This window comes from Streptomyces sp. NPDC000345 (assembly GCF_042898825.1).
Lineage (GTDB): Bacteria > Actinomycetota > Actinomycetes > Streptomycetales > Streptomycetaceae > Streptomyces.
Map to the genome: position 1 here is coordinate 343,844 of NZ_JBIAZE010000005.1, position 24,305 is coordinate 368,148.

Genomic DNA, 24,305 nt, shown 5'->3' on the forward strand with positions numbered 1-24,305 from the left:
GACCCCGGGCCGCGCCGGCCGGGGGCCGCCCGTACGCACCTGCCCGCAGGCCGTGGCCCGGGCCCCTCTGTGGCTGACACAGAGCCGAGGAAAGGCTCTGGTCAGCGTCTTTCGCAAACGACCACGCTGGAGCTTCGATGACCACTACCGCCCCCCGCACCGCGACCGTCGCCGGCGTGGCGTTCCCCTCGGACTTCCGCTGGGGCGCCGCCACCGCCGCGTACCAGATCGAAGGAGCCGCGGACGAGGACGGCCGGACGCCTTCCATCTGGGACACCTTCAGCAGAACGCCGGGCAAGGTGCGCAACGGCGACACGGGAGACATCGCGGCCGACCATTACCACCGTATGCGCGAGGACGTCGCGCTGATGGCCCGTCTCGGCCTGACGGACTACCGCTTCTCCGTCTCCTGGCCCCGCGTGCAGCCGACGGGGCGGGGCCCGGCCTCCCGGAAAGGCCTCGACTTCTACCGCGCCCTGGTCGACGAGCTCCTCGCCAACGGCATCCGGCCCGTGCTGACCCTGTACCACTGGGACCTCCCGCAGGAACTGGAGGACGCGGGCGGCTGGCCCCTGCGCGACACGGCGCAGCGGTTCGCGGACTACACCGCGCTCGTGGCGGAGGCGCTCGGCGACCGCGTACCGACCTGGACGACTCTGAACGAACCGTGGTGCGCGGCGTTCCTCGGCTATGCCGAAGGCGTCCACGCCCCGGGCCGCACCGAGCCGAAGGCGGCGCTGCGAGCGGCACACCACCTGAACCTGGCCCACGGCCTGGCCGTCGGCGTGCTGCGCGAGCAGGCGCACCCCTCGGCCGAGGTGTCCCTGACACTGAACCTCGCCGCCGTCCGCCCGCTGAGCGACAGTCCCGCCGACACGGACGCGGCACGGCGCATCGACGCGCTGGCCAACCGGATCTTCCTGGACCCCGTCTTCCGCGGCCACTACCCGCAGGACCTGCGAACGGACACCGCGCAGCTCACGGACTGGTCCTTCGTGCGGGACGACGACTTGTCAATCATCTCCCGCCCCATCGACAGCCTCGGCATCAACTACTACACCCCCACCATGGTCGCCGCCGGCTCCCACCCGCTGCCCTCACCGTGGCCGGCCGCGCAGGACCACGCGCGGTTCCTCCCCGTGCCGGGCCCGCGCACCGCCATGGACTGGCCGGTGGACGCCGAAGGCCTGTACGAGATCCTGACGCGGTTGCGGGACGAACTGCCGGGCACCCCAGTGCTCGTGACCGAGAACGGCGCCGCGTACGACGACTACGCCGACCCGGGGGGAGTCGTCCACGACCCCGAACGCATCACCTACCTCCGGGCGCACCTCGAGGCCGTGCACCGGGCGATGGCGGCCGGCGCGGACGTCCGCGGCTACTTCTTGTGGTCGCTGCTGGACAACTTCGAGTGGGCCTACGGCTACAGCAAGCGTTTCGGCATGGTCCACGTCGACTTCGCCAGCCAGCGCCGCACGCCGAAGGACAGCGCCCGCTGGTACGCGGATGTGGTGGCTCACGGCAGGTTGCCGCAGGACTGACCGCTGCCGTACGCGCCAGAGGTACCGCACCGCGCTCGCCGGGAGCGGATCGGTCGCACGCCTTCCCGTACGATGTACCGGTGAGAGCGCTCTCTACGAGGGGACTCTCACTCCGTCATGCGGGAGCTGCGCTGTTCCCCTCCCGAGAGGAGTGCTCCTTGTCCGACCAGAACTCCGCACCCCGCCCCACCCTGGAAGCCGTCGCCGAACGGGCCGGCGTCTCCCGGGCCACCGCCTCCCGTGTCGTCAACGGAGGCAGCGGCGTGCGCGAGGCCCTGGTGGAGAAGGTCCGCCGCGCCGTGGAGGAACTGGGGTACGTACCGAACCATGCGGCCCGCACGCTGGTCACACGGCGCACCGGGGCCATCGCCGTCATCGCCGCCGAGCCGGAGACCAAGGTCTTCACCAACCCGTTCTTCGCCGAACAGCTGCTCGGCATCAGCCGGGAACTGGCCGACCACGACCTTCAGCTCGTGCTGCTGCTGGTCGAGGGAACGACCGACTACGACCGTGTGGGCCGCTATCTCGCCGGCGGCCACGCCGACGGCGCCGTGCTGTTCTCCCTGCACAACGAGGACCCCCTGCCGGCCATCACCCGCCGGGTAGGGATTCCGACCGTCTTCGGCGGCCGCCCCGGGTGGCCGGGGGCGGAAGCAGACCGCGGCATCCTGTACGTCGACTCCGACAACCGCGGCGGCGCCCGCGAGGCCGTGGGCCACCTCATCACGCTGGGACGTTCACGCATCGCGACCATCACCGGTCCGATGGACCAGACGGCCTCCGTGGACCGGCTCGACGGCTACCACGACTTGCTCCTGGACGCCGATCCGAAGCTCATCGCCGAGGGTGACTTCACGGAAGCAGGAGGCGCACGGGCGATGGCCGAGCTGCTGGACCGCACCCCGGACCTGGACGCTGTCTTCGTCGCCTCCGACCTCATGGCCTGCGGAGCACTGCGCGTCCTGCGGGAGCGCGGGCGCCGGGTGCCGGAGGACGTCGCGGTCGTCGGTTTCGACGACATGGTCAAGGTGGCCGAGCTGACCGAGCCCCCACTGACCACGGTCCGTCAGGAGATCGAGGAAATGGGTCGGCTGATGGTACGGCTGCTGCTGCGCAGTCTCGACCAACCGGCGAAGGAGGACAGCGTCGGCCGCCCCCTGTCCTCTGTGATCACCCCGACCCGGCTGATCCGTCGGGCCACCGCGTGACCACGCCGACACGCCGGCGGCCGACCGTGCGGCAGTGACCGGCACAGGCGGTCTTCACACAGCCGTGGATGACGCCGAGGCCGCCGGTCCCCGCACACGGGCCACCGGGGTTGGTACCGCAGCAGGGGCGCCGGCCCCTTGTGTCGCGGTTGCTCCGGCGATTCGTGCCCGCAAGGGACGTGTCGCTGCGGTGGGGCGACATCGGCCCCACCGACAGGGCCTCGGTGGCCGGCCAGTGATGTGAGTGCTTTTCCGGCTTTCGCGGTATGTGGGCGGGGCCCCGGCGGAGTGTGTGAAGAGGAGTGGACCATGAGACTGGTGATCGCAGATCGCTGGAGGACTGGGACAGCGACGTGGGCATCGATCGACGAGAGGCCAACAGGCTGACAATCGGACCGGCCCCAGGAGATCAGGCTCGTACGTCCCGCTGCTGAACGTCCTTGAGCACTCCGGCCACCGTCGCGAAGTCGTTGTCCACGTGGAGAACGGTGTGCCCGTGGTGAACTGCGGTCGCACACACCAACAGGTCGATCGCTCCGGCCGCGCGATGCTGACCCTGCTGGGTCAGTTTGTACTGGGCGGTGTCGACCCAACGCCAGGCATTCTTCGGAACGGGAGAGAGGTGGCAGAGTGCGTCCAGCTCCTCCGCGAGCTCGTCCCGGTGGGACGGGCTGGTTGCCGAGTAGAGAAATTCGGCGCGTGTCGGCTCGCAGAGGTGGAACACCCCGGCGGCGATGTGCCCCTCCCAGGGCGGCAATGCTCCGGGGGTGCGGAACAGGTGCCACAGGGCGGACGTGTCGAGCAGGTACGTGATCACTCAAAGGCCTCGCGCCGGGCACGCCTGCCCGCGTCATGCGCCGCCGCGGCCTGCTCGAACTCGCCACGCGCACCACGCGCGGCCAGCTTCTCGGCGGCATCGAGCCGCTTGATCCGTGCCACGTAGTCCCGCAGGGCCGCGTTGACTGTCTCCTTCTTCGTCGTTACACCCATCAGCCGCATGGCCTCGGCGAGCGCCTCGTCATCGAGATCAATCTGCGTGACGGACATCGACCACCTCCGGCATCCCTGATGTATGCCATCAGAATACATCACCAACATTGCAGCGCATCACGGCTCAGACCACTCTCGGCGCAGCGGACCCGCAATGGCCCGGACGCCGATCGCCACGCCATCAGCAACACGCGCCCTACCGCCACCGGCAGCGCCAAGAGGCATCACCATCCACTCCGCCCGGTGCGCGCGGCATCCGACCGGATACATCGCGGACGACGGCCCACAGTCAACGAACGAGAAGTACCCCGACCCTGGATCCCACACGCTCGACGCATGATGGGCGCCGTCCCGGCCCCTGTCCGGTCCCTGGATCTTGGTATCGAGCCTCAGGACAGCCGCCCGGACTACGAGCGACAACCTCGATCAACTACCCCGCCGCAGGTCCGAGGGGTTGAAGTTCCCCGAGCGCCGCCGGACTCCAAACCCACAAGCAGCGGATTCAGTCCGCTCAGGCAAAGTTGACGCCCCGACACCCAAAAATGAACGTTTCCGCAGGTCAGGGTCCTGCATAGGTGGGGCGGGTGGGACTCGAACCCACGGCCGACGGATTATGAGTCCGCTGCTCTAACCGGCTGAGCTACCGCCCCATAGCGGCGTGTCGCGTACATGTGTGCGCGCCGTCTGCCGCAGCATAGCCGCTCATACGATCTCACGCTTCGGCTGGTCGACCTTGCATGACCAGGGAGACCGCGCTGCGGCCTGCGCGGTCTCCGTCGGCGTGACACCGACATGAAAAAGGACCCCGTAGGGTCCTCGTTCACGATGCTCCCCCGACTGGACTCGAACCAGTAACCTGCCGGTTAACAGCCGGCTGCTCTGCCAATTGAGCTACGGAGGACCGAGCTCCCCCGACTGGACTCGAACCAGTAACCTGCCGGTTAACAGCCGGCTGCTCTGCCAATTGAGCTACGGAGGAATGCCTCGTTGCATCGAACGTACCTACCTGGGTATTCGCCAGGGGGCGGGCGCTCGCTGCGACACATACATTAGCGCAAGCAGGGGGGTGCTCCGCCAATCGGTTCCCCCCGGCGCCCACGCCGTGCCAGGGACCTACGCAAGGAGAGGGTGGCCGCCATGCGCTACAAGCTGACGTTCGTCGTCGGGCTCGCCGTCGGGTACGTGTTCGGCACGCGCGCCGGGCGCGAGCGTTACGAACAGCTGAAGAAGTCCGCGCGCCAGGTCGCGCAGAACCCTGCCGTACGCAACACCGCCGAGACGGCCGCCCAGCAGGGCCGCCAGTACGCGGGCCGGGCGTACCACGTGGTGAGCGCCAAGGTCGGCGACCGTATGCCCGAGTCGGTGGCCGGCCGGGTGCGCTCCCTCCGGGAACGCAGCGCCCACAACGGCGGCGAGGACGACTGGGGCACGAGCAACACCTAGACCCGGCGACACGCGGCACCGGTGGACGCGGAGCACCGCCGCCGGTTTCGGGGGCGGTGCCGCCATCGAATCGCGGCTCCGCCACGCGGGCGCCACCAGCCACGACGCTCCCGCGTCCGGCCGCCTGCGCACCCCTGCGGCGCCCGACGGCTCGACCCCGGCGGCGCGTGCGGCAGAATTTTACGTATGGGGATAGTCGCCGGGCTGGACAGTTCGCCCGATTTCACTCGTATCGTCGTCTGCGACGGGGACACCGGAGCCGTGCTCAGGCAGGGGTATGCGCCGCATCCGGTGGAGGGCCCGGACAGCGGCGGCCGGCCCAGCGACGTCGATCCGCAGGCCTGGCTGCTCTCCCTCGGCGAGGCGGCCGGCGGCGGGCTGCTCGAAGGCGTGCAGGCCATCGGGGTGTCCTCGCAGCAGAACGCCCTGGTGCCGCTGGACGCGCAGGGCAACACCGTGCGTCCGGCGATGGTCGGCGGGGACAAGCGCGCCCAGGTCGCGGCGGCCGATCTGATCGACGCGCTCGGCGGGCGCGAGGCCTGGGCGCAGGCGGTGGGATGCGTCCCGCAGGCCGCGCAGCCGGTCACCAAACTGCGCTGGCTGGCGAAGGCCGAGCCCGACGCCGCGCTGCGTACGGCGGTGCTGATGCAGGCTCATGACTGGCTGGTGTGGCAGCTGCTCGGGCGGCCCGTGCGCAGGACCACGGACCGGGGCGGGGCGTCCGGGACGGGGTACTGGTCCGCCGCCACCGGCGGGTACCGGTCCGACCTGGTCGAGCTGGCGCTCGGTCACCAGGCCATGCTGCCCGAGGTGATCGGGCCGTCCGACGCGGCCGGTACGACCCCGGAGGGGCTGCTGATCTCGGCCGGGACCGGCGAGACCATGGCGGCGGCGCTGGGCCTCGGGCTCGGGATGGGCGACGCGGTCGTCTCGCTCGGCGCCTCCGGGTCCGTGATGGCCGTCCACCCCGAGGCCCTCGTCGACCAGAGCGGGATGATCACCTCACTCGCGGACGCGACGGGCATGCACCTGCCGGTCGTCACCACCCTGAACGCCGTACGGACCCTGCGCGGCACCGCCGAGCTGCTGGGGCTGCCCGACCTGGAGAGCCTGTCCGATCTGGCGATGAAGTCGACGCCCGGGTCGCACGGTCTGGTGATGCTGCCCTATCTGGAGGGCGAGCGGACGCCGAACCTGCCGCACACCGCCGGGACGCTGGCGGGGCTGCGGCGCGAGTCCATGAAGGCCGAGCATCTCGCGCGGGCCGCCTTCGAGGGCATGCTGTGCGGGCTCGGCGACGCGCTCGACGTGCTGCGGGGGCGGGGCGTGGAGGTACGGCGGATCTTCCTGCTGGGGGCCGCGGCCGAGCTGCCGGCCGTGCAGGCGGCGGCGCCCTCCCTCTTCGGCGCGCAGGTCGTCGTACCGCAGCCCGCGGACTACGCGGCGATCGGGGCGGCCCGGCAGGCCGCCTGGGCACTCGGCGTGAAGAACGGCACGCTCGATCCCCGCACCCCGCCCGCCTGGCAGGGAGCGGCGGCCCAGGTCCTGGAGCCGGGCGAGGACCTGGCCGTGGGCCAGGCGGTGCGGCAGCAGTACGTGTCGGTACGCGAGCAGACGCACCCCGGGGCGTTCCGGGTGTAGGGCGGACCCGCGGGCGGGGAGGGGCGGCGTTTTTTCGGGTGCAGGGCAGGGGCCCCTCGGCCGGGCGGCGTTTCGGGCGGGGGCGGGACCCACGGACCGGTGCGGCGAGTCGGGCGTAGGGCGGAGCCCACGGGCCGGGGCGGCGAGTCGAGTGCGGGGCGGGCCCCGGCCGGGCGGCGTTCTGGGTGGAGAGCGGGACTCGCGGCCATAGGCGACGCGTTGCAAGTACAAAGCCGAGCTCGGTCCGGTCCGGGTGAGCCGGCGGGCTGGGCGGGCCGGACGGCCCGGCCGGCCGGGCGCGCCATCCGGGCGCTGGCCCGCAGACCACCCGGGGCGCAGGTCAGCAGGCCACCCGGGCGCAGGTCGGCAGGCCACCCGGGCGCGCGGGCCGACCAGCCATCCGAGCGCGGCCCTCAGGCCACTCGGCCGCAGGTCGGCGGACCACCCAGGGCAGACCCACACACCATCCCCGCGCAGGCCCACAGACCACCCGGGGGCGCAGGTCAGCAGGCCACCCGGGCGCGGGTCGGCAGGCCACCCGGGCGCGCGGGCCGACCAGCCATCCGAGCGCGGCCCTCAGGCCACCCGGCCGCAGGTCGGCGGACCACCCAGGGCAGACCCACACACCATCCCCGCGCAGGCCCACAGACCACCCGGGGGCGCTGGCCCGCAGACCACCCGGGCGCAAGTCAGCAGGCCACCCCGGGGGCGCGCGGGCCGACCAGCCATCCGAGCGCGGCCCTCAGGCCACTCGGCCGCAGGTCGGCGGACCACCCAGGGCAGACCCACACACCATCCCCGCGCAGGCCCACAGACCACCCGGAGGCGCAGGTCAGCAGGCCACCCGGGCGCGGGTCGGCGGGGCCGTCCAGACGCAGGCCCGCACACCATCCCCGCGGGGGCCGACAGGCCATCCCCGCGTCGGTCCACACGCCGCCCATGCGCGGGTCGGCGGGCGTTGCCCGCGCGGGTCGTAACCGTGAGGCATACCCGGGCGGCGGCATAGCACACCGCTGTCGGCTTAATGGGTTGAGGTAACGCGGGTGGAGTGTCCGACGATAGGGGCCAGGGGCAACCAGTGCCCCGACCGCCGACTCCGAGAGACGCAGCGTGCTCATACGACTTCTGAGGGCCCACCTCAGCCCCTACCGAACACCCATCGCCCTGCTGGTGCTGCTGCAGTTCCTGCAGACCTGCGCCACCCTCTACCTGCCCACGCTGAACGCGCACATCATCGACAACGGCGTCGTCGAGGGGGACACCGGTTACATCCTGTCCTTCGGCGGCGTGATGATCGGCGTCTCGCTGCTGCAGGTCGTGTGCAACATCGGTGCCGTGTACTACGGCGCCCGGACCGCCTCCGCGCTGGGCCGGGACGTGCGGTCGGCCGTCTTCGACCGGGTGCAGTCCTTCTCCGCGCGCGAGGTCGGCCAGTTCGGCGCGCCCTCGCTGATCACCCGGACCACCAACGACGTCCAGCAGATCCAGATGCTGACCCTGATGGCGTTCACGCTGATGGCGTCGGCGCCGATCATGTGTGTGGGCGGCATCGTCATGGCGCTCGGCCTGGACGTTCCGCTGTCCGGGGTGCTGGTGGCCGTCGTGCCGGTGCTGGGCATCTGCGTGACGCTGATCGTACGGCGGCTGCGGCCGCTGTTCCGGTCGATGCAGGTGCGTCTGGACACCGTGAACCGGGTGCTGCGCGAGCAGATCACCGGCAACCGGGTGATCCGCGCCTTCGTCCGCGACGAGTACGAGCAGCAGCGCTTCCGCAAGGCCAACACCGACCTCACGGACATCTCGCTGAAGACCGGCAACATGCTGGCGCTGATGTTCCCGATGGTCATGACCACGGTCAACCTGTCCTCGATCGCGGTGGTCTGGTTCGGCGCCCACCGGATCGACAGCGGCGGCATGCAGATCGGTGATCTGACCGCGTTCCTCGCCTACCTCATGCAGATCGTCATGGCCGTGATGATGGCCACCTTCATGTTCATGCAGGTGCCGCGCGCGGAGGTGTGCGCCGAGCGCATCCAGGAGGTGCTGGAGACCTCGTCGTCCGTGGTTCCGCCGGTGGCGCCCGTCACCGAGCTGCGGCGGCACGGACATCTGGAGATCCGGGGCGCGGGCTTCCGCTACCCGGGTGCCGAGGAACCCGTCCTCAAGGGCATCGACCTGGTGGCGCGGCCCGGTGAGGTGACCGCCGTCATCGGCTCGACCGGCAGCGGCAAGTCCACCCTGCTCGGGCTGGTCCCCCGGCTGTTCGACGCGACCGACGGGGAGGTGCTGGTCGACGGGGTGCCGGTGGCCGACGTGGATCCCGCGCTCCTCGCCAGGACCGTCGGGCTCGTGCCGCAGAAGCCGTACCTGTTCGCGGGGACGGTCGCGACCAACCTGCGCTACGGCAACCCGGACGCCACCGACGAGGAGCTGTGGCAGGCGCTGGAGGTGGCGCAGGCCAAGGACTTCGTCAGCAAGCTGGAGAACGGCCTCGACTCCCCCATCGCCCAGGGCGGGACGAACGTCTCCGGCGGCCAGCGGCAGCGGATCGCCATCGCCCGTACGCTCGTGCAGCGGCCGGAGATCTACCTCTTCGACGACTCCTTCTCCGCCCTCGACTACGCCACCGACGCGGCTCTGCGCGCGGCGCTCGGGCGGGAGACCGCCGAGGCGACCGTCGTGATCGTCGCCCAGCGGGTGGCGACCATCCGGGACGCCGACCGGATCGTCGTCCTCGACGAGGGCCGGGTCGTCGGCGCGGGCACCCACCGCGAGCTGATGGCGGACAACGAGACCTACCGGGAGATCGTGCTCTCCCAGCTGACGGAAGCGGAGGCTGCCTGATGGCCGTCATGGGACGCATGATGGGGGGCACCGGTCCCGACAGCCGCTCACTGGACTTCAAGGGATCCGGCGGGCGGCTGCTCGCCCAGTTCAGGCCGGAGCGGCTCACCCTCTCGCTGATGCTGGCCTGCGTGGTGATGAGCGTCGGCCTCAACGTGGTCGGGCCGAAGATCCTCGGCAAGGCCACCGACCTGGTCTTCGCGGGCATCGTCGGACGGCAGATGCCGGAGGGGGCGAGCAAGGAGCAGGTGCTCGACTCGATGCGCGAGAGCGGCGACGGCAGTGTCGCCGACATGCTCAAGAGCACCGACTTCACCCCGGGCAAGGGCATCGACTTCGACCAGGTCGGTGAGGTCCTGCTGTTCGCGCTCGGGGTGTTCCTCGTCGCCGGTCTGCTGATGGCGGGGGCGACGCGCCTGGTCAACCGGTCGGTCAACCGCACGATGTTCCGGATGCGCGAGGACGTGCAGACGAAGCTGTCCCGGCTGCCGCTGTCGTACTTCGACAAGCGCCAGCGCGGCGAGGTCCTGTCCCGGGCGACGAACGACATCGACAACATCGGGCAGACGCTGCAGCAGTCGATGGGCCAGCTCATCAACTCGCTGCTGACCATCATCGGCGTCCTGGCGATGATGTTCTGGGTGTCCTGGCTGCTCGCCCTGGTCGCGCTCGTGACGGTGCCGCTGTCGGCGGTCGTCGCGGCGAAGGTCGGCAAGCGGTCGCAGCCGCACTTCGTGCAGCAGTGGCGCTCCACCGGCAAGCTGAACGCCCACATCGAGGAGATGTACTCCGGTCACACGCTGGTGAAGGTGTTCGGCCGCCAGGAGGAGTCGGCCCAGCAGTTCGCCGAGCAGAACGAGGCGCTGTACGAGGCCGGGTTCAGGGCGCAGTTCAACAGCGGGATCATGCAGCCGCTGATGTTCTTCGTGTCGAACATCAACTACGTGCTGGTGGCGGTGGTCGGCGGTCTGCGGGTGGCGTCGGGTGCCCTCTCCATCGGTGACGTGCAGGCCTTCATCCAGTACTCCCGCCAGTTCTCGATGCCGCTGACGCAGGTCGCGTCGATGGCGAACCTGGTGCAGTCGGGTGTCGCCTCGGCGGAGCGGATCTTCGAACTCCTGGACGCGGAGGAGCAGGAGGCGGATCCGGCGGCGGGCGCCAGGCCGGGGGAACTGCGCGGGCGGGTCGCGCTGGAGCATGTGTCGTTCCGCTACGACCCCGAGAAGCCGCTGATCGAGGACCTGTCGCTGACGGTGGAACCGGGGCACACCGTCGCGATCGTCGGTCCGACGGGCGCCGGCAAGACGACGCTGGTCAACCTCCTCATGCGCTTCTACGACGTGTCCGGCGGCCGTATCACCCTCGACGGCGTCGACATCGCGCGCATGTCCCGGGACGAGCTGCGCTCCGGGATCGGCATGGTGCTGCAGGACACCTGGCTGTTCGGCGGCACGATCGCGGAGAACATCGCGTACGGGACGTCCCGCGAGGTCACCCGGGGCGAGATCGAGGAGGCGGCGCGGGCGGCCCACGCGGACCGGTTCATCCGCACGCTGCCCGACGGCTACGACACCGTGATCGACGACGAGGGCAGCGGGGTCAGTGCCGGTGAGAAGCAGCTGATCACCATCGCGCGGGCGTTCCTGTCCGATCCGGTGATCCTGGTGCTCGACGAGGCGACGAGTTCCGTGGACACCCGGACCGAGGTGCTGATCCAGAAGGCGATGGCGAAGCTGGCGCACGGGCGTACGTCGTTCGTCATCGCTCACCGGCTGTCGACGATCCGGGACGCGGACACCATCCTCGTGATGGAGAACGGCTCGATCGTCGAGCAGGGCGCGCACGCGGAGCTGCTGGAGGCGGGCGGGGCGTACGCGCGGCTGTACACGGCGCAGTTCGCTCAGGCGGTGGCCGAGGTGGACTGAGGCCGCGCCCGGCGCCGGGACGGGTGGGTGCGTTCGCCCGGGTCGGCGGGGTGCCGCCGCGCCCGCCCTCCCGCACTCTCGGCATCGCTCGAGCGGGGGACCCCCATCGCCCCAGCGGCACGACTGCCCGCGGCTACCGGCAGCAGGGGGCGGCTGAAGGGTGGGCGCCGGGCCCGCCGTGCGGCTGCCCTCCGCTGCGGTGGGGGGCGTCGTCGAGAAGGGCCCTCAGTCCAGGTAGCCCCTCAGTTGGTCCGCGAAGGCGTGGTCGCGGAGTTTGTTGAGGGTCTTGGACTCGATCTGGCGTATCCGTTCGCGCGTCACGCCGAAGATGCGGCCGATCTCCTCCAGCGTGCGCGGGCGGCCGTCGGCCAGGCCGTACCGGAGCTGGACGACCTTCCGCTCGCGTTCGCCGAGGGTGGAGAGGACCGCTTCCAGGTGCTCGCGCAGCAGCAGGAAGGCCGCCGACTCCACGGGGCTCGTCGCGTCGCCGTCCTCGATGAGGTCACCGAGGGCCACATCGTCCTCCTCGCCCACCGGCGCGTGCAGGGAGACCGGTTCCTGGGCCAGGCGCAGCACCTCGCCGACCCTTTCCGGGGGCAGGTCCAGCTGGCCGGCGACCTCGTCGGGGGTCGGTTCGTAGCCGCGCTCCTGGAGCATCCGGCGCTGCACGCGCACCACCCGGTTGATCAGCTCGACGACATGGACCGGAACGCGGATGGTGCGGGCCTGGTCGGCGAGGGCGCGGGACATGGCCTGCCGGATCCACCAGGTGGCGTACGTCGAGAACTTGTAGCCGCGGGCGTAGTCGAACTTCTCGACGGCCCGGATCAGCCCCAGGTTGCCCTCCTGGACGAGGTCCAGCATGGTCAGGCCGCGGCCGACGTACCGTTTGGCGACGGAGACGACGAGCCGCAGGTTCGCCTCGATGAGCCGGCGCTTGGCCATGCGGCCCATGACGACCAACCGGTCGAGGTCGACGGCGAGTTCACTGTCCAGGTCGGGCGTGCTGCCCAGCTTCTCCTCGGCGAACAGGCCCGCCTCGACCCGGCGGGCGAGTTCGACCTCCTCGGCGGCGGTGAGCAGCGGGATGCGCCCGATCTCCCGCAGGTACTGGCGGAACAGATCGGAGGAGGGGCTGCTGCTGTCGGTGGCCCGGGCGCGCGGCGCCTCGACGGGCTCGGGAGGGTCGTCCGGGGCCTCTTCGAGGGCCCCGGGCGGCGGGTCCGGCTCCGTCTCGGGGTGGTGCGCGGCGCGGTTCTGCGGCGGGACCGCGGCCAGGACGTCGGGCTCGGCGTCCGGTTCCGTGTCGTCGGCAGTGCCGGCGTTCTGCGTCAGGGTCTGGGTCTGGGTCTGCACGGGGGCGACCTCCAGGATGATCGCTGCTGAGGTGAGCGGCAGCGGTGCTCCGGGGGCCGCTCCGAGGACTCAGGCACCGGACCCAGTGTGGAGTACGACACATCCCCGCCACGAGGGGCGTGCGGTGACTTTTTGAGTCCGTCCCGTAACCGGCTGTTCAGAGAGCCGCGGCTCCGTGCTCGCGCAGCGCCTGGTCGTACTGCTGAAGGATCCACAGTTCGTTCTGCACGGCGGCGAGTTGGGCCTGGTCACCGCCCGCGCCGAGGCGGGCCAGCTGGGACTGTACGTCCCGGACACGGCGCTCGACGGCGCGGCGGCGGACCTGGACCAGGACCGTGCCGGCGTACACCTCGTCGACCGTGCGGCGCATGATCGGCTCGACGGCGAGTTCGGTGACCATCGCGCGGACCGTGTCGTCGGGGGCGGCCTCGCGGACGCGGACCAGGTACTCCTGGGCGTCCTGTACGCCCCATTCGGCGCCGCCCGCGTCCAGGACGGCCTGGCGTACGGCGGCGTAGGGGGCGGCGGTGAACTCGTCGACGCCGTACGCGTCGAAGGCCGGGGAGACCAGCTCGGGGCGCTGCAGGGCGAGTTTGAGCAGCTCGCGCTCGGTGGCGTAGACGGGGTTGCGCAGGGTCAGGGCGGGGCCGGCGGCGGCGGGGCGGGGGGCGGCGTCGTACTGCTGGGGGCCGCCGCGGCCGGCCGGTGCCGGTCCCTTGCCGCCCCGGTCGCGGGCCCAACGGGCCAGCTGGGCGACGCGTTTGACGACGAACTGGGTGTCCAGGATGCCGAGCATCCCGGCGAGCTGGACGGCGACCTCGTGCTGGGCGCCGCTGTTCTTGATGCGGGCGACGACGGGCGCGGCCTCGTCGAGGGCGGCGGCGCGGCCGGCGGGGGTGTCCAGGTCGTAGCGGACGACGATCTGGCGGAGGGCGAACTCGAAGAGGGGGGTGCGGGGTTCGACCAGGTCGGCCACCGCCTCGTCACCCTTGGCCAGGCGCAGGTCGCAGGGGTCCATGCCGTCCGGCGCGACCGCGATGTAGGTCTCGGCGGCGAACTTCTGGTCGTCCTCGAAGGCGCGCAGGGCCGCCTTCTGCCCGGCCGCGTCGCCGTCGAAGGTGAAGATCACGCGGGCGCTGCCGTTGTCCATGAGGAGCCGGCGGAGGATCTTGATGTGCTCGCCGCCGAAGGCCGTGCCGCAGGTGGCGATGGCGGTGGTGACGCCGGCGAGGTGGCAGGCCATGACGTCCGTGTAGCCCTCGACGACGACGGCGCGGCTGGACTTGGCGATGTCCTTCTTGGCGAGGTCGATGCCGTACAGCACCTGGGACTTCTTGTAGATCGCCGTGTCGGGTGTGTTGAGGTACTTGGGGCCGTTGTCCGCCTCGTAGAGCTTGCGCGCGCCGAAGCCGACCACCTCGCCGCCGATGTCGCGGATGGGCCACATCAGCCGGCCCCGGAACCGGTCGATGGGGCCGCGGCGGCCCTCCTGCGCGAGGCCGGAGAGGAGCAGTTCCTTGTCGGTGAAGCCCTTGCCGCGCAGGAAGCGGGTGAGGTGGTCCCAGCCCTGGGGGCTGTAGCCGACGCCGAAGTGGACGGCGGCGGCCTGGTCGAAGCCGCGCTCGGCGAGGAAGATCCGGCCGGTGTCGGCCTCGGGGCTGACGGCGAGCTGTTCGGCGTACCAGTCGGCGGCGATCTTGTGGGCCTCCACCAGGCGGATACGTTCGCCGCGCTGGTGGGCGGGGTTGTAGCCGCCCTCCTCGTAGCGCAGGGTGATGCCGGCCTGGGCGGCGAGCCGCTCGACCGCCTCGGAGAAGGTGAGGTGGTCGACCTTCATCACGAACGTGATGGTGTCTCCGCCCTCCTGGCAGCCGAAGCAGTGGAAGAGTCCCTTGCTCGGGCTGACCTGGAAGGACGGCGACTTCTCGTCGTGGAACGGGCACAGCCCCTTGAGGTTGCCGCCGCCCGCGTTGCGCAGCTGGAGGTACTCGGACACCACGGCGTCGATCGGGACCGCGTCCCGTACCGCCTTCACGTCCTCGTCGTTGATCCGTCCTGCCACGAGGTGATTCTACGGGGGTGCGGTGACAGTCAGGCTGCGAGGCTTTCGAGCGGAACGTGCGGGTCCGCCAGCGCCTCCGTGTTCACCGGGCTTGCGGAGGTGATCAGCCGCTGGATCTGCTCGGTGACGTCCCACACGTTCACGTTCATGCCGGCCAGCACGCGGCTCTCCTTCACCCAGAACGCGATGAACTCCCTCTTGCCCGCGTCCCCCCGGATCACCACCTCGTCGTAAGACCCCGGCGGCGCCCAGCCGCTGTACTCCATGCCGAGGTCGTACTGGTCGGTGAAGAAGTAGGGCACGCGGTCGTAGGTGACGTCCTTGCCGAGCATCGCGCGGGCGGCCGCCGGGCCGCCGTTCAGGGCGTTGGCCCAGTGCTCGACGCGCAGTCTGGTGTCGAAGACGCCGTGCGGGAAGGAGGCGACGTCTCCGGCGGCGTAGATGTCGGGGTCGGAGGTGCGCAGGCGGGTGTCGACCGCGACCCCGCCGCCGTGGGCGCGGTCGGCGAGGGTGAGGCCGGCCGCCTCCGCGAGGCCGGTGCGGGGGGCCGCGCCGATCGCCGCGAGGACGTCGTGCGCCGGGTGCTCCTCGCCGTCGTCGGTGCGGGCGGCGAGGACCATGCCGTCCTGTCCGACGATCTCCGTGAGCCGGACGCCGAAGCGGAAGCGGACGCCGTGGTCGCGGTGCAGCTCGGCGAAGACGTTGCCCAGCTCGGGGCCGAGGACGCCGTGCAGCGGGGTCGGCGAGGGGTCGACGACGGTGACCTCCGCGCCGTACTCGCGGGCCGCCGCCGCGATCTCCAGGCCGATCCAGCCGGCGCCGGCGATCACGATGTGGCCGTTGTCGCGGCCCAGGGCGGCGAGGACGCCCTTGAGGCGCTCGGCGTGCGCGAGCCGGCGCAGATGGTGGACGCCCGCGAGATCGGTGCCGGGGATGTCCAGGCGGCGCGGCTCGGCGCCGGTGGCCAGGAGCAGCTTGTCGTAGTGGACGAAGGTGCCGTCGTCGCCGAAGTGGACGGTCTTGGCCGTGCGGTCGATCGCGTCGACGGTCTGGCCCAGGTGCAGCTCGATGTCGTTCTGCGCGTACCAGGCGGGTTCGTGCACGAAGACGCTCTCCCGGCTCTCCTTGCCGAGCAGGAAGCCCTTGGACAGCGGCGGGCGCTCGTAGGGGTGGTCGCGTTCGTCGCAGATCAGTATCACCCGGCCGGTGAAGCCCTCGGCCCGCAGCGTCTCGGCCGCTTTCGCGCCGGCCAGGCCTCCTCCGACGATGACGAACGTCTGATCCGCGTCGACCACGTGATGCCTCCTAACGGGGGTCTGGGGATGACCCCAGACAACACTGTGCGAACCGCCATCTGCGAGCGTCCCGCACGGAGCGTGATGGGGGAAGGGGGAGTGGCCCGATCAGGCCACCGAGTGTCCCGTTCGGGTTCCTTTGATCCTGTCAGCACCCCTTTGTCCCATCGGTGTCGCCTCCTCCGTCACGGCTGCCCCGTCAGACGGGAGTGAAGCGAGCGGGCCGAGGCGTCGGTGAGGGAGGCGATCTGGTCGACGATCACGCGCTTGCGGGCACGGTCGTCGGGAGCCTGCTCGAACAGGGCCCGGAACTGGGGGTCGAGTCCCTCGGGGGCGCGGGCGGTGAGGGCCTGCGCCAGCTCGGTGATCACGATGCGCTGGTCGGCGCGGAGCCGTGTCTGCTCGGCGCGCTGCATGACGTACCGGTCGGCGACGGCCTTGAGGACCGCGCACTCCAGGCGGGTCTCGTGGGGCACGACCAGTTCGGCGCCGTAGCGCGTGAGCTGCCCGGACCCGTACCGCGCGCGCGTGGCGCCCTCGGCGGCGAGGCAGAAGCGGCCGATGAGCTGGCTGGTGGTGTCCTTGAGGCGGGCCTGGGCGGCCGCCGTGCCGTCGTAGCCGTGCGGCCACCACTCCTGGTCCTGAAGGCGGTCGAGGGCGGCGGCGAGTTCGGCCGGGTCGGTGTCCGCCGGGACGTAGCGGCCGACGGCCACCCGGTAGACCTCCGCGCGCTCCGGCTCCGCGCGCAGGCTGCCGGGGTCGATGTGGCCGGCGTGCAGGCCGTCCTCCACGTCGTGCACCGAGTAGGCCACGTCGTCGGACCAGTCCATGACCTGTGCCTCGAAGCACGTGCGCGTGCCGGGGGCCTCCTTGCGGACCCAGTCGAAGACGGGCCGGTCGTCCTCGTAGACGCCGAACTTGGGGGACGCGGGGTCCGTCGGATGGGCGCCCCTCGGCCAGGGGTACTTGGTGGCGGCGTCCAGGGTGGCGCGGGTGAGGTTGAGGCCGACGGAGCCCTCGGCGGTGAAGCGCTTGGGCTCGATGCGGGTGAGGAGGCGCAGGGACTGGGCGTTGCCCTCGAAACCGCCGCAGTCGTGGGCGAAGTCGTTGAGGGCCTGTTCGCCGTTGTGGCCGAACGGGGGGTGGCCCAGGTCGTGCGACAGGCAGGCCGCTTCGACCAGGTCGGGGTCGCAGCCCAGGGCCGCGCCCAGCTCGCGGCCCACCTGGGCGCACTCCAGGGAGTGGGTGAGGCGGGTGCGGGGCGTCGCGTCCCAGTCCTGGCTGTGTTCACCCGGCGTGACGACCTGGGTCTTTCCGGCCAGTCTCCTCAGCGCGGAGGAGTGCAGGATTCTTGCGCGGTCGCGCTGGAATGCGGTGCGGCCGGGGCGCTTGTCCGGTTCCGGGGCCCAGCGTTCGGTCGACGGCAGGTCATAGGGCATGTCTCGACAGTAAGCGGCGGCAGTGACAATCGGGTGCCCGCTGGTCCGCCGGGTTCTGTGCGCCTACGGGTGCGGGAGGCGCCGTGGCCGTTCGCACCCACGGGTGCGGGACACGTCACGGGCGGCCACACGCACGCGTGCGGGACGCGCCGGGGCCGTCGGCGCCCACGCGGAAGAAACAGGTCATGGCCGCTCGCACCCACGCGTGCGGGGACACGCGACACCCGGCCGCACGCGTGCGGGACGCGCCGGTGCCGATCGCGCCCACGGGTGTCCACGCGTGCCCACGGGTGCGGGACGTGATCGTGGGCGTTCACGTCCCCGCGGCCGGGCAGCGCGTCGGGGCGGCCCGCCGTGTTCTCAGGCGGCGTTGCTGGTGCCGTCCGCCGCCAGTGCGCGGTCGTAGCGGTGCAGCAGCAGGCTCGCCATCGCCGGGTGGGTGCCCAGGGGGGCCGACGCGATCCACGGGGCCGCCTGCGCGCATTCCGTCGCGAAGCGGCCCGGGGCCGTGAAGTACGAGGCCACCGCCACCCTCTCGCGGCCCCTGGCCGCCAGGGCGCGGATCGCCTTGGGGACGGTCGGGGCCGCCGTGGAGGCGTACGCCGGGATCACCGGGACTCCGAGGCGCGCCGCCAGCAGGTCGGCCGTGCGGCGGGTGTCGGTCGCCGAGTCGGGGTCGCGGGAGCCCGCCGCCGCGAGGACCACGGCGCTCGTGCGGCGCTCCTCCTGCGTCATGTCCGTGCGCCAGCCCGCCTCCACCAGGCGGGTGTACAGGGTGTCCACGAGCAGCGGATGCGGGCCGAGCGGTGCCGCCACGCGCGTGCGTACCCGTGCCCGCGCCGCCATCTCGGGGATGTCGCGCTTGACGTGGTAGCCGCGGGCGAGCAGGAGGGGGACCAGGACGGCGTCCGCGGTGCCCCGGGCGTCCAGGCCGGCCAGCGTGTCCGTGAGCAGGGGCTCGTTCAGCTCGATGTGCCCGAGGTGCACCGGCAGGCCGGGGCGCCGGTCGCGGACGCGGTCGAGGAGCGTGCGTACGGTGCTCAGGGCGCGCGGGTCCCGGCTGCCGTGGGCGACGACCACCAGCGCGGGCGGGGCCGGGCGGCGACGGCCGTCGAGCGGGACGAGGCTTGGCTGGCTCATGCATCCATCCTCACGCGGCGAGGTTGCACCCCCGTTGCCTGACCGTCACGAGTATTTTCCGGGCGTTCACCGCGCGCCCCGGGGCGGTGTGAGGTGCGCGCCCGGCGAGGGAGCGAACCGGATCACCGCGGGTTGCGTCTTCCCAGGCCGAACGGGATTTCGACCCAGATCGACCCAGGGGGCACCTCATGAACATCCGTCGACCGCGGCTGCCGCGCACCCGTGCCGGGCGGCGCCGGCTGGTGCAGGCCGTGATGACCGGGTGTGTGCTCGCGCTGCTGCCGGCCACCTGGCTGTACGTGTCCACGGCCGACCGGATCGGTACGACGGCCGGCGCGCCGCGCCGGGAGGTCGCCGTGGTCTTCGGCGCGGGCCTGTGGGACGGGGAGCCGTCGCCGTATCTGGCGCACCGGCTCGACGCGGCGGCGAAGCTGTACCGGGAGGGCCGGATCGCGGTCGTCCTCGTCACCGGCGACAACAGCCGCGAGGACTACGACGAGCCGGACGCCATGCGCGCCTATCTGAAGAAGCACGGCGTGCCGGACACCCGGATCGTCAGCGACTACGCCGGCTTCGACACCTGGGACTCCTGTGTGCGCGCCAAGAAGATCTTCGGTGTCGACCGGGCCGTGCTGATCAGCCAGGACTTCCACATCCGGCGGGCGGTCGCCCTGTGCGAGGCGGCGGGCGTCGACTCCTACGGGGTCGGCGTCGCCGCCAAACATGACGTGACCTGGTACTACGGGGGCACCCGGGAGATCCTCGCGGCGGGCAAGGCGGCCCTGGACGCGGCCTTCGAGCCGGATCCACGCTTCCTGGGACCGAAGGAGCCGGGCGTGGCACGGGCGCTGGCCGGGGCCGGATGACCTGGGCGGAGTGCGTCCGGCGGCGGCCGGGGGACTCCGTGTGACGCCGCCGCTGTCGTCCGCCAGGATTGACGCGCCCACTACACCCGGCGGTGCGAAGAACGGATCGGACGCTCTCCGCTGTCGTCCGCCTGATCCGCCTGATCCGCCTGGTCCGCCTGGTCCGCTCCGGCCGCCCTGACGACCGCGGCGGCGGCTGAAGCCGTCCAGGCGAGGGAGCCGGGCGGCGCCGGCCTTCCTCCTGCGGCGTGGGACGGGCCGGTATCCGCGACTCCCACGGCCGCACGGTCTTCGCCGGTCAAGCGAGGAGGTCCGGCATGCGAACCCCGGGTGCGTGGCCGGCGTCGGCGGAAGAACCCGCTGGGGCGCCGGTCGGATGGGATGGAGGCGTGGACGGCGCTGGTCGTCGCCGTGCTGCTGCTGGTGGCCGTGCCGCCGGCCGGGGCGGTCGCGGGGCGGTGGGCGCACGAGGCGGCGCGGACGGCCGCGGCCGCGGCGTCGCGGTGCACTGGTTCGGCCCGTCGCGCGTCCCGAGCGGCCCCTGCCCGACCGCCGCCGTCGGGCTGGAGCCGGGTGACGTGCCGTACCGCGCGTACGTGTGCGGAACAGGGCGGGGCCGGGAGCAGTGGCGGCCGGTCCGGGCCCCGGCCGTTGTACGGCCGTCAGCGCCCCCGGAAGACCGGGGCGCGCTTCTCCAGGAAGGCACTCATGCCCTCCTTCTGGTCCTCTGTCGCGAACAGCGCGTGGAACACCCGGCGTTCGTACCGGACGCCGTCCCTGAGGCCCGTCTCCAGGGCCCGGTCCACGCACTCACGGGCCGCGCGTACGGCGCCGCGGCCGTACGAGGCGATGGTCGCCGCCGCCTCCAGCGCCTCGGGCAGGACCCGGTCGTCCGGGACCACCCGGGAGATCAGGCCCGCGCGTTCCGCCTCGGTGGCGTCCATGGCACGGCCGGTGAGGACCAGGTCCATCGCCTTCGCCCGGCCCACCAGGCGGGTCAGCCGCTGGGTGCCGCCGATACCGGGGATCACGCCCAGTCCGATCTCGGGCTGCCCGAACACCGCCGACTTCCCCGCGATCACCAGGTCGCACATCATCGCCAGCTCGCAGCCGCCGCCGAGGGCGACGCCGTTGACGGCGGCGATCTTCGGGGTGCGCAGGTCGGCGAACTCCTCCCAGCCGGAGAAGTAGTCCTCCGCGGCCATCTCCACGGCCGACTTCCCCACCATCTCCCTGATGTCGGCGCCCGCGGCGAAGGCCCGCCCGGAGCCGGTGAGGACCACACAGCCGACCGTCGGATCCGCGTCCAACGGGCTCAGCACGTCCAGGAGTTCGTCCAGCAGCTCGGAGTTCAGCGCGTTCAGCACCCTCGGCCGGTGCAGCCGTACGGTCACGACGGCACCCGTACGTTCCAGGATCAGGTTGGTCATCCCCGCCACTCCTCTCACGAGTCCCAGATCGCGCCGTATGCCGGAATCCCGCGCCGTTCCAGCCCGTGCACCACCTGCCAGGTCAGTTTCTTGTTGGAGATGCAGATCACCGCCTCCGCCCCGAAGTCCCGGTACGCGGCGTACGCGAGCGCCACCATGTCGGGCTTGCCGTCGCGGGAGGTGTCCCGGACGACGGCGTGCGGCTGGACTGCGAGGATCTCGTCGACGAGGGCGTCGCCGTAGGTCGCCCGGGGGTCGCGGGTCGCCCAGACCAGACGGGAGGGGACCTCGGCGGCGAGCAGATGGGGCAGGCAGGGGCCGATGCCGCTGCCGGTCGCCACGTACACCACCTTGGTGAACAGGACCTCGATGTTGGCGACGCCGGCCGTGGTGATGCCCTTCGTCCAGACCCGCGCGGGCAGGTCGTCGATGAAGGAGCCGGTCCAGTCGCCGGCCCGGGAGATGGTGAGCCGGAAGCCGGACTCGCCGGGGGCGGGGACGTTGGCGAAGGAGTGCCACTCCTTGAGCGGGCTGCGGCTGATCGCGGTGGAGGAGCCGGCGAACGGGGTCTCGCCGTGGTCGAAGCGGGCCAGCGCCACGTGCGGGGAGGGGCGTTCGGTGCGGACGTCGACCTTGCGCAGCCTCAGCCAGGGCAGGGCGACGCTGAAGGTGACGAGGGCGAGCACCGACAGCGGTACGGGCCCGGGGGCGGACATCAGGGTGTGCGTCCAGAAGAGCGCGAGGGCGCTCCAGCCGCCGAAGCGGTGGATCATCTCGAACCGGTCGTGGTGGCGGGAGCGGAAGCGGGGAAGCGCGGTCCCCACGATCACCGCGAGCAGGGCCACCAGGGTCCAGCCGACCGCCAGGAGCGGACCGTTCGTCGTCCGCAGCGTCAGCGCCAGGAACCAGACCGCGCCCGCCAGCGCCCCGCCCACGTGCAGTCCGCCGAAGTGGTACACCTTGCCGAGCGTCCAGCGCAGCCGCAGCGGCCAGTGCGTCGGGGCCGAAGTCGCCAGCCGGAAGAAGAGGTTGATGACGTACTGCTGGCGGACGAGCACGGCCAGGGCGAGGTTGGCGAGGGCCGCGTGACCGAGGGAGCGGTCGGACAGCGGCCGGCTCGCGCACGCGTAGGCCACGTTGCCGAGGACCACCAGTGCCGCCAGGCGGTTGTAGTGCATCAGACGGGGGTGTTTGAGCAGGCGGCGGGGCGCGGAGGTGAGCGGGGGCAGCTCGGTGGCGGGCCTGACCGGCGAGGTGGTCATCGGCGGGCCACCGCCGACCGCTCGTGCGCCAGCCTCAGCAGCGCCTGTTTGTCGATCTTGCCGCGGTCGGTCTCCGGTAGCGATGTCAGGGGCATGACATTCTCGGGCACGCAGTAGTACGGCAGCGCGTCGGCGACCGCGCGGCGGGCCGCGTCCGGGTCCACGTCCGCCGGGCAGACGAAGGAGACCAGGCTGCGGGCGTCGCGCTGGAGGGTCACCGCCCGGGCGCACCCGGGGAGCCGCTCCAGCACCGAGGAGACGGAGTCCAGCTCCACGCGGAAGCCGCGCACCTTGACCTGGTCGTCGGTGCGGCCGAGGTGTTCGAGCCGGCCGTCGGGGGTCCAGCGGCCCAGGTCACGGGTGCGGAACATCCGGTGGTCGCCGCCGAGGAAGGGGTCGGGGGCGTACCGCTCGGCGTTCAGCGGCTCGTTGGCGAGGTAGCCCGCCGAGACGCACGCGCCGCCCGCCCACATCTCGCCGACCTCGCCGATGGGCAGTGGGCGGCGGTCGGCGTCGAGGACGTAGACGGTGTTGTTGGGGGTGGGGCGGCCGATGGTGAGGAGCGGGTCGGCCGGGTCGTGGCGGCTCATCGTGTTGACGATGGTCGTCTCGGTGGGGCCGCAGCCGTTGAAGAAGGCCGCCCGGAGGGCCCAGCGGTCGGCCAGTGGGCGGGGGCAGGGCTCACCGGCCACGGCCACCGCGCGCACCCGGGGGCAGGCCGCCGGGTCGATGCCGGACAGGACGGTCGGGGTGGCGATCAGCACGGTGGCCGTGCGGGCGGCCGCGGCGATGTCCTTGCCCCGCAGGAGCAGGGTGGCGCCGTGCGCGAGGCAGCCGAGGATCTCCCAGGCGGCCATGTCGAAGGCGATGTTGAGGAGTTGGGCCACGCGGTCGCCGGGGCGGATGCCGAGGGCGCCGGGCTGGGTGAGGAGGATGTTGGCGACGTTGCGGTGGGTGACCTTCACGCCGTTGGGGCGGCCGGTGGTGCCGGAGGTGAACAGGACGTAGCAGCCGGCGTCGGGGACGGTCCGGGGACGGGGGGCCGGCGCGGGCGCGAGCGGGTCGTCGAGGGTGATCACCCGGGGACCGGCCGGCACCCGGGCCGCGTGCTCGCGCTGGGTGAGGACGACGGCGGTGGCGGCGGTGCGCACGACGTGGTCGAGCTGGGCCCGGGGGGCGAGGCCGATGTCCTGGGGCACGTAGGCCGCGCCCGCTTTCAGGACGCCGAGCAGGCCGACGAGCATCGGGATCGAGCGGCGGACGAAGAGGCCGACGTGGTCGCCCGGCCGTACGCCCTCGCGGACCAGGCGGGCGGCGAGGGAGTCGGCGTACCGGTTCAGCTCGCCGTAGGTGAGGGTCGCGCCCTGGTGTTCGGCGGCGACGGCGTGCGGGGTGGCCGCGGCGTGCCGTTCGACGGCGTGGTGGACGAGGGGATCGGGGACGGGGACGCCCGGGCCTCGGCCGTACAGCCGGAACAGACGCCGGTCGTGGGGGGTGAGGTGGCGCAGAGGCATGTCGGGGGGACCTCCAGGCTGCTTCGAGGGTCGGTGACATGTCCGGTGGCGGCGGCATGCCCGGGATTTCGAACGCCGTGCGGGGTCGTGCGATGCCGTGCGAGTGGTGAGCGTCGACTGTACTGCCGACGGTTCAACTCTCAACCGTATGTGTCCGGCCAACTACTGTTACGGAATGAGTCACATGCGGCGTCTTTCGTCGCAGCGGCAACTCACGTGAGGGCCGGCGGCGACTCAAGGGAGGAGCGCCGTGCGCCTCACGGCGGCCGGGGGCCGGCGGGGAGGGCACCACCACACCGTCGTAACAGGAGACCGCACGGCGTGTAACACGGCCGAAGCACGCTGAGGA

At 72.0% G+C, this 24,305-nt stretch carries 17 protein-coding genes and 3 tRNA genes; 7 read left to right on the forward strand and 13 right to left on the reverse strand.

What is annotated here, in order from left to right; genetic code table 11:
• Positions 1 to 137 precede the first annotated feature (137 nt).
• Complete coding sequence (locus ACFY30_RS14620; RefSeq protein WP_390845550.1) at positions 138 to 1,541, forward strand: GH1 family beta-glucosidase; 1,404 nt, start codon at positions 138 to 140, stop codon at positions 1,539 to 1,541.
• Positions 1,542 to 1,699: 158 nt separating this feature from the next.
• Positions 1,700 to 2,749 (forward strand): LacI family DNA-binding transcriptional regulator, encoded by a 1,050-nt coding sequence (locus ACFY30_RS14625; protein ID WP_390845551.1) that lies wholly within the window; start codon positions 1,700 to 1,702, stop codon positions 2,747 to 2,749.
• A 409-nt stretch (positions 2,750 to 3,158) separates the two neighbouring features.
• Here ACFY30_RS14625 and ACFY30_RS14630 read toward each other — a convergent pair whose 3' ends face one another.
• The 5 genes from ACFY30_RS14630 to ACFY30_RS14650 all read right to left on the reverse strand — a co-directional run bounded on the left by ACFY30_RS14630 (position 3,159) and on the right by ACFY30_RS14650 (position 4,718).
• The gene (locus tag ACFY30_RS14630; protein WP_390845552.1) at positions 3,159 to 3,566 is read right to left on the reverse strand and encodes a PIN domain nuclease; all 408 of its coding nucleotides are present in this window, start codon (positions 3,564 to 3,566) and stop codon (positions 3,159 to 3,161) included.
• Positions 3,563 to 3,796, reverse strand: a complete 234-nt coding sequence (locus tag ACFY30_RS14635; RefSeq protein ID WP_390845553.1) for a type II toxin-antitoxin system VapB family antitoxin — start codon at positions 3,794 to 3,796, stop codon at positions 3,563 to 3,565. Before ACFY30_RS14635 ends, ACFY30_RS14630 begins: the two co-directional genes overlap by 4 nt.
• A gap of 519 nt (positions 3,797 to 4,315) precedes the next feature.
• Positions 4,316 to 4,389 (reverse strand) — tRNA-Ile (locus tag ACFY30_RS14640).
• A 178-nt stretch (positions 4,390 to 4,567) separates the two neighbouring features.
• Positions 4,568 to 4,640, reverse strand: a tRNA-Asn gene (locus tag ACFY30_RS14645).
• A gap of 5 nt (positions 4,641 to 4,645) precedes the next feature.
• A tRNA-Asn gene (locus ACFY30_RS14650) sits at positions 4,646 to 4,718 on the reverse strand.
• Between the two features lie 158 nt (positions 4,719 to 4,876).
• On the opposite strand from ACFY30_RS14650, the gene ACFY30_RS14655 reads away from it, so the two are divergent.
• The 4 genes from ACFY30_RS14655 (at position 4,877) to ACFY30_RS14670 (ending at position 11,592) form a co-directional block, all read left to right on the forward strand.
• Positions 4,877 to 5,182 (forward strand): YtxH domain-containing protein, encoded by a 306-nt coding sequence (locus tag ACFY30_RS14655; protein ID WP_390655458.1) that lies wholly within the window; start codon positions 4,877 to 4,879, stop codon positions 5,180 to 5,182.
• 186 nt (positions 5,183 to 5,368) lie between these two features.
• On the forward strand, positions 5,369 to 6,823 hold the full coding sequence (locus ACFY30_RS14660; protein WP_390845554.1) for an FGGY family carbohydrate kinase: 1,455 nt from the start codon (positions 5,369 to 5,371) through the stop codon (positions 6,821 to 6,823).
• Between the two features lie 1,110 nt (positions 6,824 to 7,933).
• Positions 7,934 to 9,667, forward strand: coding sequence for an ABC transporter ATP-binding protein (locus tag ACFY30_RS14665; RefSeq protein WP_390845555.1), 1,734 nt, complete (start codon positions 7,934 to 7,936; stop codon positions 9,665 to 9,667).
• A complete protein-coding gene (locus ACFY30_RS14670) occupies positions 9,664 to 11,592 on the forward strand; it encodes an ABC transporter ATP-binding protein (protein WP_390845746.1) in 1,929 nt (642 codons plus the stop codon). The genes ACFY30_RS14665 and ACFY30_RS14670 overlap by 4 nt, the downstream gene beginning before the upstream one ends.
• 225 nt (positions 11,593 to 11,817) lie before the next feature.
• Here the strand turns inward: ACFY30_RS14670 and ACFY30_RS14675 are convergent, their stop codons facing one another.
• The 5 genes from ACFY30_RS14675 to ACFY30_RS14695 all read right to left on the reverse strand — a co-directional run bounded on the left by ACFY30_RS14675 (position 11,818) and on the right by ACFY30_RS14695 (position 18,884).
• Entirely contained in the window at positions 11,818 to 12,990 is a 1,173-nt protein-coding gene (locus ACFY30_RS14675) for an RNA polymerase sigma factor (RefSeq protein ID WP_390845747.1), read from the reverse strand.
• Positions 12,991 to 13,105: 115 nt separating this feature from the next.
• Positions 13,106 to 15,010 carry a DNA primase gene (dnaG, locus tag ACFY30_RS14680; protein ID WP_390845556.1) on the reverse strand — a complete coding sequence of 635 codons (1,905 nt, stop codon included), beginning with the start codon at positions 15,008 to 15,010 and terminating at the stop codon, positions 13,106 to 13,108.
• Positions 15,011 to 15,039: 29 nt separating this feature from the next.
• Entirely contained in the window at positions 15,040 to 16,305 is a 1,266-nt protein-coding gene (locus ACFY30_RS14685) for an NAD(P)/FAD-dependent oxidoreductase (protein WP_390845557.1), read from the reverse strand.
• 185 nt (positions 16,306 to 16,490) lie between these two features.
• On the reverse strand, positions 16,491 to 17,744 hold the full coding sequence (locus ACFY30_RS14690) for a deoxyguanosinetriphosphate triphosphohydrolase (RefSeq protein WP_390845558.1): 1,254 nt from the start codon (positions 17,742 to 17,744) through the stop codon (positions 16,491 to 16,493).
• A gap of 360 nt (positions 17,745 to 18,104) precedes the next feature.
• On the reverse strand, positions 18,105 to 18,884 hold the full coding sequence (locus tag ACFY30_RS14695) for a sirohydrochlorin chelatase (RefSeq protein ID WP_390845559.1): 780 nt from the start codon (positions 18,882 to 18,884) through the stop codon (positions 18,105 to 18,107).
• A gap of 188 nt (positions 18,885 to 19,072) precedes the next feature.
• On the opposite strand from ACFY30_RS14695, the gene ACFY30_RS14700 reads away from it, so the two are divergent.
• Positions 19,073 to 19,750: a vancomycin high temperature exclusion protein gene (locus ACFY30_RS14700; RefSeq protein WP_390845560.1), complete on the forward strand. Its 678-nt coding sequence runs from the start codon at positions 19,073 to 19,075 to the stop codon at positions 19,748 to 19,750.
• A gap of 662 nt (positions 19,751 to 20,412) precedes the next feature.
• Here ACFY30_RS14700 and ACFY30_RS14705 read toward each other — a convergent pair.
• The 3 genes from ACFY30_RS14705 to ACFY30_RS14715 are packed head-to-tail and all read right to left on the reverse strand — an operon-like array spanning position 20,413 to position 23,956.
• The gene (locus ACFY30_RS14705) at positions 20,413 to 21,180 is read right to left on the reverse strand and encodes an enoyl-CoA hydratase-related protein (RefSeq protein WP_390845561.1); all 768 of its coding nucleotides are present in this window, start codon (positions 21,178 to 21,180) and stop codon (positions 20,413 to 20,415) included.
• 14 nt (positions 21,181 to 21,194) lie between these two features.
• Positions 21,195 to 22,442 (reverse strand): hypothetical protein, encoded by a 1,248-nt coding sequence (locus ACFY30_RS14710; RefSeq protein ID WP_390845562.1) that lies wholly within the window; start codon positions 22,440 to 22,442, stop codon positions 21,195 to 21,197.
• Positions 22,439 to 23,956 (reverse strand): amino acid adenylation domain-containing protein, encoded by a 1,518-nt coding sequence (locus ACFY30_RS14715; RefSeq protein WP_390845563.1) that lies wholly within the window; start codon positions 23,954 to 23,956, stop codon positions 22,439 to 22,441. Before ACFY30_RS14715 ends, ACFY30_RS14710 begins: the two co-directional genes overlap by 4 nt.
• Positions 23,957 to 24,305: the final 349 nt, after the last annotated feature.

Coding starts and splice junctions, on each gene's coding strand:
- ACFY30_RS14620 (WP_390845550.1), top strand. CDS start 138: ATGACCACTACCGCCCCCCGCACCGCGACCGTCGCCGGCGTGGCGTTC.
- ACFY30_RS14635 (WP_390845553.1), bottom strand. CDS start 3,796: ATGTCCGTCACGCAGATTGATCTCGATGACGAGGCGCTCGCCGAGGCC.
- ACFY30_RS14655 (WP_390655458.1), top strand. CDS start 4,877: ATGCGCTACAAGCTGACGTTCGTCGTCGGGCTCGCCGTCGGGTACGTG.
- ACFY30_RS14660 (WP_390845554.1), top strand. CDS start 5,369: ATGGGGATAGTCGCCGGGCTGGACAGTTCGCCCGATTTCACTCGTATC.
- ACFY30_RS14690 (WP_390845558.1), bottom strand. CDS start 17,744: ATGCCCTATGACCTGCCGTCGACCGAACGCTGGGCCCCGGAACCGGAC.
- ACFY30_RS14695 (WP_390845559.1), bottom strand. CDS start 18,884: ATGAGCCAGCCAAGCCTCGTCCCGCTCGACGGCCGTCGCCGCCCGGCC.
- ACFY30_RS14700 (WP_390845560.1), top strand. CDS start 19,073: ATGAACATCCGTCGACCGCGGCTGCCGCGCACCCGTGCCGGGCGGCGC.
- ACFY30_RS14705 (WP_390845561.1), bottom strand. CDS start 21,180: ATGACCAACCTGATCCTGGAACGTACGGGTGCCGTCGTGACCGTACGG.
- ACFY30_RS14710 (WP_390845562.1), bottom strand. CDS start 22,442: ATGACCACCTCGCCGGTCAGGCCCGCCACCGAGCTGCCCCCGCTCACC.
- ACFY30_RS14715 (WP_390845563.1), bottom strand. CDS start 23,956: ATGCCTCTGCGCCACCTCACCCCCCACGACCGGCGTCTGTTCCGGCTG.